General features: G+C 38.8%; 9 protein-coding genes and 1 pseudogene. 7 read left to right on the top strand and 3 right to left on the bottom strand.

Annotated features, from left to right (window positions below; all coding sequences use genetic code 11):
* Nucleotides 1-269: 269 nt before the first annotated feature.
* The 7 genes and pseudogenes from F890_RS16540 to F890_RS16510 all read left to right on the top strand — a co-directional run.
* A pseudogene (locus F890_RS16540) lies at nucleotides 270-866 on the top strand (recombinase family protein); the annotation flags it as partial.
* A gap of 136 nt (nucleotides 867-1,002) precedes the next feature.
* Complete coding sequence (locus F890_RS16535; RefSeq protein WP_005267814.1) at nucleotides 1,003-1,239, top strand: hypothetical protein; 237 nt, start codon at nucleotides 1,003-1,005, stop codon at nucleotides 1,237-1,239.
* A 13-nt stretch (nucleotides 1,240-1,252) separates the two neighbouring features.
* Nucleotides 1,253-1,480: a hypothetical protein gene (locus F890_RS16530; protein ID WP_005267813.1), complete on the top strand. Its 228-nt coding sequence runs from the start codon at nucleotides 1,253-1,255 to the stop codon at nucleotides 1,478-1,480.
* A gap of 398 nt (nucleotides 1,481-1,878) precedes the next feature.
* Nucleotides 1,879-2,853 (top strand): replication initiation protein, encoded by a 975-nt coding sequence (locus tag F890_RS16525; RefSeq protein ID WP_005267811.1) that lies wholly within the window; start codon nucleotides 1,879-1,881, stop codon nucleotides 2,851-2,853.
* 293 nt (nucleotides 2,854-3,146) lie between these two features.
* Nucleotides 3,147-4,082: a hypothetical protein gene (locus tag F890_RS16520; protein ID WP_005267808.1), complete on the top strand. Its 936-nt coding sequence runs from the start codon at nucleotides 3,147-3,149 to the stop codon at nucleotides 4,080-4,082.
* Nucleotides 4,083-4,551: 469 nt separating this feature from the next.
* Nucleotides 4,552-5,073 carry a plasmid replication DNA-binding protein gene (locus F890_RS16515; RefSeq protein WP_005267806.1) on the top strand — a complete coding sequence of 174 codons (522 nt, stop codon included), beginning with the start codon at nucleotides 4,552-4,554 and terminating at the stop codon, nucleotides 5,071-5,073.
* Between the two features lie 121 nt (nucleotides 5,074-5,194).
* The gene (locus F890_RS16510) at nucleotides 5,195-5,593 is read left to right on the top strand and encodes a hypothetical protein (RefSeq protein WP_005267804.1); all 399 of its coding nucleotides are present in this window, start codon (nucleotides 5,195-5,197) and stop codon (nucleotides 5,591-5,593) included.
* 211 nt (nucleotides 5,594-5,804) lie between these two features.
* Here the strand turns inward: F890_RS16510 and F890_RS16505 are convergent, their stop codons facing one another.
* From F890_RS16505 to F890_RS16495, 3 genes are all read right to left on the bottom strand, one after another.
* The gene (locus F890_RS16505) at nucleotides 5,805-6,119 is read right to left on the bottom strand and encodes a BrnA antitoxin family protein (protein ID WP_005267802.1); all 315 of its coding nucleotides are present in this window, start codon (nucleotides 6,117-6,119) and stop codon (nucleotides 5,805-5,807) included.
* Nucleotides 6,106-6,393 carry a BrnT family toxin gene (locus tag F890_RS16500; RefSeq protein ID WP_005267800.1) on the bottom strand — a complete coding sequence of 96 codons (288 nt, stop codon included), beginning with the start codon at nucleotides 6,391-6,393 and terminating at the stop codon, nucleotides 6,106-6,108. The genes F890_RS16505 and F890_RS16500 overlap by 14 nt, the downstream gene beginning before the upstream one ends.
* A 229-nt stretch (nucleotides 6,394-6,622) precedes the next feature.
* A partial coding sequence (locus F890_RS16495) for a hypothetical protein (protein WP_005267799.1) occupies nucleotides 6,623-6,907 on the bottom strand: 285 nt, incomplete at its 5' end.

Below are 6,907 nucleotides of genomic sequence, written 5' to 3'. Positions count from 1 at the left end.
AATCGAACGTTTACTTTACACATGCCCTACTCTGATAATTTTTCTATTATTAAATCAATATGCTTTTAAAAATTTATATTATTAACATAATACACGTTATACGAATTCCCAAGGCATGGCTTTTAGTCATGCTTTTTTTATCAAAAGAGTATACCTAAAATACAGTCGGTCAATCCTTGTTCAAAAACTCTATTTAAATGGTTTACGCATAATTAAAATAGAGTATTATATTTAGATCACAGTTTATTTACAGTTTTTTGGGGTCGGTTATGACAGTTCGCATCTATGTACGTGCATCAACGAAAGATCAAGATGCTGAAAGAGCACTCAGCGACTTGATCGAGTTCAGTAGTAAGTACGACTCTGAATACGTTGCATACATTGAAAACTACAGCGGTACGAAATTAAGCAGACCCGAACTGAATAGACTGTTAGACGAATCAGAGCAAGGAGATGTGTTGCTAGTCGAGTCAGTGGATAGACTTTCACGATTGGATGACAAAGACTTTGACACTCTGAAAGAGATGATCAAAAGCAAAGGACTGCTTTTAGTCATTTTGGATCTACCGACAACGCATGAAATTGTGAAGCCAAGTGACGAGCTGACAAGACGTGTGTTGGAGGTAGTTAATTCAATGCTGATCGATCTATTGGCGACAATGGCTAGATTAGATCAACAGAAGCGAGTTGAGCGCATCATGCAAGGATTGAAGCGGTCAGGTTACAAACCATCAGGTAAGACCGCAGATGCAAAGAAACACAAGGAAGTAAGAGACCACTTAAAGAAAGGTAATTTAACGAAAGCACAAATTGCCAAATTAGTTGGAGTGAGTGAATCTCAAGTGTACAAATTGGCACGAGTGGTCAAGATAGAAAACCTACACATGCAAGGGCTGACTGCGGAACAGATTACAGCTGTAATTCCAAAGGGTAACTTACAGGAAGTGAAAGAAATAATCAGTAAATTAGAGACCGCACAACAGCGGTCACAAGGACAAAGCAATGCAACGGACAGCAAAGCAAATCTTTAAGATCAACGATGCAGCGAGATACCTACGCCATGCATTACCCGAAAAAGATCATCGGGCATGGTGGGGCTATCTCAAATGGAATCCAAAACGCTGGGAACAGCAAGACGGCATCCGCATCAACTTCACCGAGATTGACGGCAAGGCAATCTACGCAAGATCGGAGCTAGACAGCTTCATCGGCACATACACAGCAATTACAGCACACTAATCAGGAGTAGAGCATGGAAGCTCAACAAGACCGCTTACACGCACTCAGTGCGATTCTAGCAACAACCATGACCAAGCCAACGAAGCCCGAAGCAGTTTGGGTGACAGCAGGCAATGACGGCTACAAGGTGGCATTCGATTCCAACAGCGGTACAGAAACCGCAGTGTTTAGCCTTAACCGAGAACAGATGAAAGAGCTAGTTAGATCAGCCTTGTTGCTCGACTACAACCTCAATGAGTGAAGTCCTAGAAGAATCGGCGAAGGTCGTATGCAGAGCATTCGTCAATCGGGAGTGGTTTTGAATGTTCTTATATTTACTTAACCGCAATTTAACGCTCTCAGGAGCGTTTTTTAACGTAAGAGCCGTAATTATCATTCAATAGGCTAAGTAGGCTAGAAACGCAAATGGTGAGCATCTAGGGGGGATTGTGGATTAACCCAACAGATACTCATTGTTGCTTCTTACAACAGCATGAAATATGTGATAAAACTACAGACATGAAAAAACCCGACGACTTAGAAACTTGGCGGAATCGAGTCAATCGGGTTTGAATCTTTAAACAACAATAAGGGGGTTAATCCGTCTTGCGTCTGTAGATCATTTTACAGGTACAGGCGGATTACTCAAGTAGTAAACGCATGGAATATACAAAAAGTCACTCGGCAGTGATGAAAAAACAGCCTGAAATTTTGACCAATCAACAGTTGGACTTGTTTAATACACTACCGAACAAGCCTTACTGCATGGACGAAAAGCCTGGCTACATGCGTATTCGCACTAAAGCTATTGCTGTTAAAAAGCCATATATCCAAGTTAATCCACCGCTAATGACGATCTATTTTGTGTTCGATGATGACAAAGAAGATTCGGCTTTGTCTTGGTTTGACGCAGGATTGCCACAACCCTTTTGGACGACACAGAACCCACTCAACGGTCATTGTCACCACTGCTACAAGCTCGAAATCCCACTTTGCACAAGCGAGTTTGCAAGCGTCAAAGCAATCAAGTATGCACAGGCGGTGTACTACGCTTACGCACTCAAATTAGGTGCTGATATTGGCTATTCGCAACTGATCACTAAGAACCCATTGCACCCACAGTGGCGGACAACCTATTGGACTAAGAAAGCCTACTCGCTTGACTATCTTGCGGACTTTGTAGACCTACCGAAGAAACTGCCTAAGAAGCTCGAAGTTGTCGGATTAGGGCGCAATGTGACCATGTTTGAGAAAGGCCGTCATTGGGCGTATAAGGCGATTAGAGACTACATGCACCACAACTCTAGCCATGAGTGGGAAAGAGCTGTCAGAGCGAAAATAGAAGCGATTAACAGCGGTTTTGAGCAACCTTTACCGCTTAGTGAAGTCAAAGCTACAGCTAAAAGTATTGCTAAGTGGGTTTGGCAACATTTCAGCTATGGCGATTTCAGAGAGATACAGGCGAAGCGTGGAGCTAAAGGTGCATCAAAAGGTGGTATGGCACGTTCGGCAAGATATACCGAACTAAGAGAACAGGCACTCCAATTGAAGATTTCAGGAGTGAATAACACAGAGATTGCCAAACAGCTTGAAGTGAGTCGCAGAACAGTGATTCGTTGGTTTGATGGGGTGTGACAGTGCCCCATATCAGATAACAGCCTCTTTTTAGAGTTTGTTATGATTTTCAATCGTTCTTAAGAGAGCTTTGTTGTAACGAGTTTACACAAGATTTCTTTGAAAATTCCTTTTCTTAATTCTCGTGATTCAGACTATTCCTTAAAATATACAAAGTCACTGTTCACAAGTGTTTCAAGATTGTTCATTAGTTACTTGCATCCTTGTTTTCAAACTTTTAGCTTCATTTCAGAGAGCGCACCCTTTCTGTACTAACATTACACATACCTTAAAGAGTCGGAGGAGAAACTTCGTTGGTTAAAGCGTTACGTAAGAACTGCGTCAAGCAAGGTCGAGGACAGTTCTTAGGATTTAAAATCTTGAACAAAGATTTCGATAGAAGAAACTTGAATGCGGTAATTGATTTGCTGTGCCATTCGAGCTTAAACATGAAATCACCGAGAATGATGCACTTCATTGCAAAGATTGAAGATTTCAATTGTTTTGAAAAGACACGGTTCAGCCAGACTTTCAAAGCAAAGTTTACCTCAAACATGAAACAGCGGAACAAAGAGAGAAATGAAACTGCAAAGATCAAGCGGACTAAGTTGCCCGACTTTCATCTGTTCTACAGCTTAGAGTCTAAAATCATTCAGGGTTCAAAGTATGACCACATTCACTTGATGGTAATTTTTGACACCAATCATAATGACTACGGAAGCCGTGAGTTACAGATCGCCGTGACGAAATCTTTGTCATCAATACCAGGTGTTGAGAAACTTAGTTTCGACGAAGGTAGAGCAATCTTCATGCAATCTTGCGGTCGAGAGCTACCTACAGGATTTCTTAAACTACGAAACAGGAAATCGACGATAAACGTCGGTACATTCCGCCAATTGTATTGGCACGACTTGAAAGCAGAACTACCCGATGCGGTTTGCAGGGCATCTTACTTGTGTAAGTTAGACCAAAAAGAATTGCTACCCGAAGAAATCAAACAAAACTCATTCGGTCACACGAGATTTAAGTCACCAAAGGACAAACAATTCTTGGAGGCAATGAGAGCGGAGGCGATTGCTAAAGCCAATGTCGAGATGATTACAGATGAAGCGGTTAACGATACAGAGTTAGAGAGCCTTATCACTTCACTTGATGAGGAGTTGACGAAGGATGAAGTCAAAGTTCAAATAGAACAGAACGAAGATGACCTACTGACAGCCCTCGATGATTTGCTTTTGGATGTGGCTTAGGTGGACTTTAGATGTATTGAAACGACTTAGAGATACACCGACTACGATAGTACGGTGTATCTTACTGGTTAAGGGCGTGTAGCGTTACTTATTGAACTTTCAACGTAAGAGCCTTGAGTGCCTGTATCTTTAACAACACAGCTGAATCCTTTATCAGGTTTAGCACCAAAAGCACCTCTGATCTCTGTTGATGTATCGGTATAAACAGTATAGCGGCTACCAATATGTGATTGAACGTAGTACCAACAAGAACTCATTGAATCATGTGTAGAGCGGTCGTATCGGTCAGATTCACATCCTATCAATGTGATAGCCGATACGGTAAGTAAAGTGAATATAAATTTTTTCATCGTAAATATTTAATTACATTAGTTTTAGTAAAGCCAATCCATAGTAGATAAGAATATATAGCCTTACAATTAAACTTTAATGTAATCTAGTTCACAAAGTAGACAACCAATAAAACAACATGAAAACACTATCGGTCATTGAACTTTCCAAGCTGTACGGCATGACACGCCAAGCCATCTACAAGCAAGTAAATAAAGGCAATCTAACAAAGAATAGTGATGGCAAAATTGACCTTGCAGAAGCAATCCGTGTCTTTGGTGAACCGTCACAACATGGCAACCGTTCACAGACAACCGTAACACCAAAGTTGTCGGAAGTTCACCTACTTGAACAACAGGTTCACATGCTTCAAAAACAGCTTGAGGAAGCCAAAGAACTTGATCGTTTTCACCGTGAAGAGTTGAAGGCTAAAAATGACCAATTGAATGCTAAGGATGAACAAATCGAGTCTTTACAGCGGTTACTTGGCGCACCTAAACCACAGCCACAAGCTGAACAGGTACAGGAGCCGACATCTGAACCAATTCAAATGACACTACAACCAATGCCAGAGCCTAAACCGATCGTTCAGGAAGAACAGCCTGAACCACAGAAACGCCGTGGTTTATTTGGTCGTGTAATACGTGCGGTGTTGGATTAGGTTTTAATTTCGCATAAGAGATTTTATGTTAAGTGGCCATTCATAAATTATTTTATATAGGCTTAATTATGTTACTTTCGGAATTTCAATCCAGAAGAAATTTGATAGGGGCTATACATTTATGAAAGTAAAAATTGCCTTATTGACTCTTTTATTTATATCAAATGCTAAAGCTACTCCGTTACCTTTTGTTGATCCGCCTTTGTCATCTTCAAGTCAATCATTTTTGTACACAAGTGCTTTATTGATGGCATTAAAATCAGAGGCTTCTATGAATCTTGCTGCTTTGAAAAGATATCCAGTAGAAGGTAGAAAAAAGCAATTATTAGTCCAAAATAAGTTATGTGATATAAATAGAATTATTCAAGAAACAGAAGAATTTATGATAGTTAATAAAAAGTTTTATGGAGATACTTTTAATGAAATTTTTGATTCCTTGAATAAGCAAAAAAATGAAAATTTGGCTAAACTGGAAGCAGATTGTAAGGTATTAAGTAAAGAATTGAGAAATTTTGGCTAATGCTAATAGTCTAAATTCCATATTAACTTCATTCTCTTTTGATGCTAAGAAGATATATAAAGAGATTTTATAAATAATGAATGAAAGTTCTTTATCCGACATACACACCAATATATAAAACCGTTCGCAAGAAAATTGCTAAAGTGCATATTCTAAAAGCAGACATTTTTGTTGGTGAATAACACAAAAATTGGAGCCTAAGCTCCTATTTTTATTGATGATTTTTTAAATCTTTTAACATTGCTTCTCGCAGAATTTTATTCATGCGTGTTTGATAGCCTTTTCCTTGTGCTTTTAACCATGCCAGTACATCAGCATCAAGACGAACAGAGGTTTGTTGCTTCACTGGACGATAAAATTGCCCATGACGAATAGCATTACTCCAGTCGGTGATTTCAGGAATATCAGATAAATCTAATAATTCATCTGGTACAGTTCCTTTAGCAAGCAAGTGTTCAATTTCAGCATCTTGCTTGTCGCTGAAATTTTCATTCAGCTCTTTGCGTGTATATCTAACCATGCTCATATTGATTTCGCTCCGCCTTAGTTACCTGTCTTGCACTAATGATTCGTATGATTTCACAATCATCTTCATCAAAGATGGTGTGAGCTACTAGTAGCATTAGTACGCCTTTTACTTTTCCAATGGTTTGCCAACGTTCTTCACCATCGGTATGTCTGTCCTGGATAGAGATCCTCAGCGGATCTTCAAAAACAAGGCTTGCAGTTTCGAAAGAGATATCATGCTTTTTCTGATTCTTTCGATTCTTTGCCTCATCCCATTCGAAATACTGTTCCATAAAAAACATTCAAATTTGTATATACAATAATGTATCACAAAATTGTATCACTCAAGTTGAGAAGCGTAATTTTTAGTCAAATTTATTGGCAAGAACTATCAAAATTGATCATAAAAAAGCCGACTTGTTTCAAAATCGGCTTTTTTTGCATTTTTGCATTTTTATGGTTTTATTAAGTGATTGATATTTATATTAATATACAAGTGTATTGCGTATAATCGCCATTATGTTAAATGGAGTCTTTATGAGAAATTAATAATCTATGTTTGTTTGAGATTGAAGTATATTTAAAAAAATTAAGTTGTTTTTTTAAATGCATAACTTCATCTTTTAGTTTTTCGATTTGTTGATCTCTTTCGTCCCGTATAGGGGAAGTAATTTCACCCAATTTTTTAACTAACTGGCTATATTCAATTAGGTTATTGTAGTCAAGTTCGAAATCTCCGCTTTTTATATATTTAAGTATAGTCGAGCGAGGTTTTCTATACGCTATAGCAGCATCACTGATCGAAAA

The sequence above is a fragment of the Acinetobacter sp. CIP 64.7 genome, assembly GCF_000369745.1.
GTDB classification, from domain to species: domain Bacteria; phylum Pseudomonadota; class Gammaproteobacteria; order Pseudomonadales; family Moraxellaceae; genus Acinetobacter; species Acinetobacter fasciculus.
This window is presented reverse-complemented; position numbering and strand designations above follow the sequence as displayed.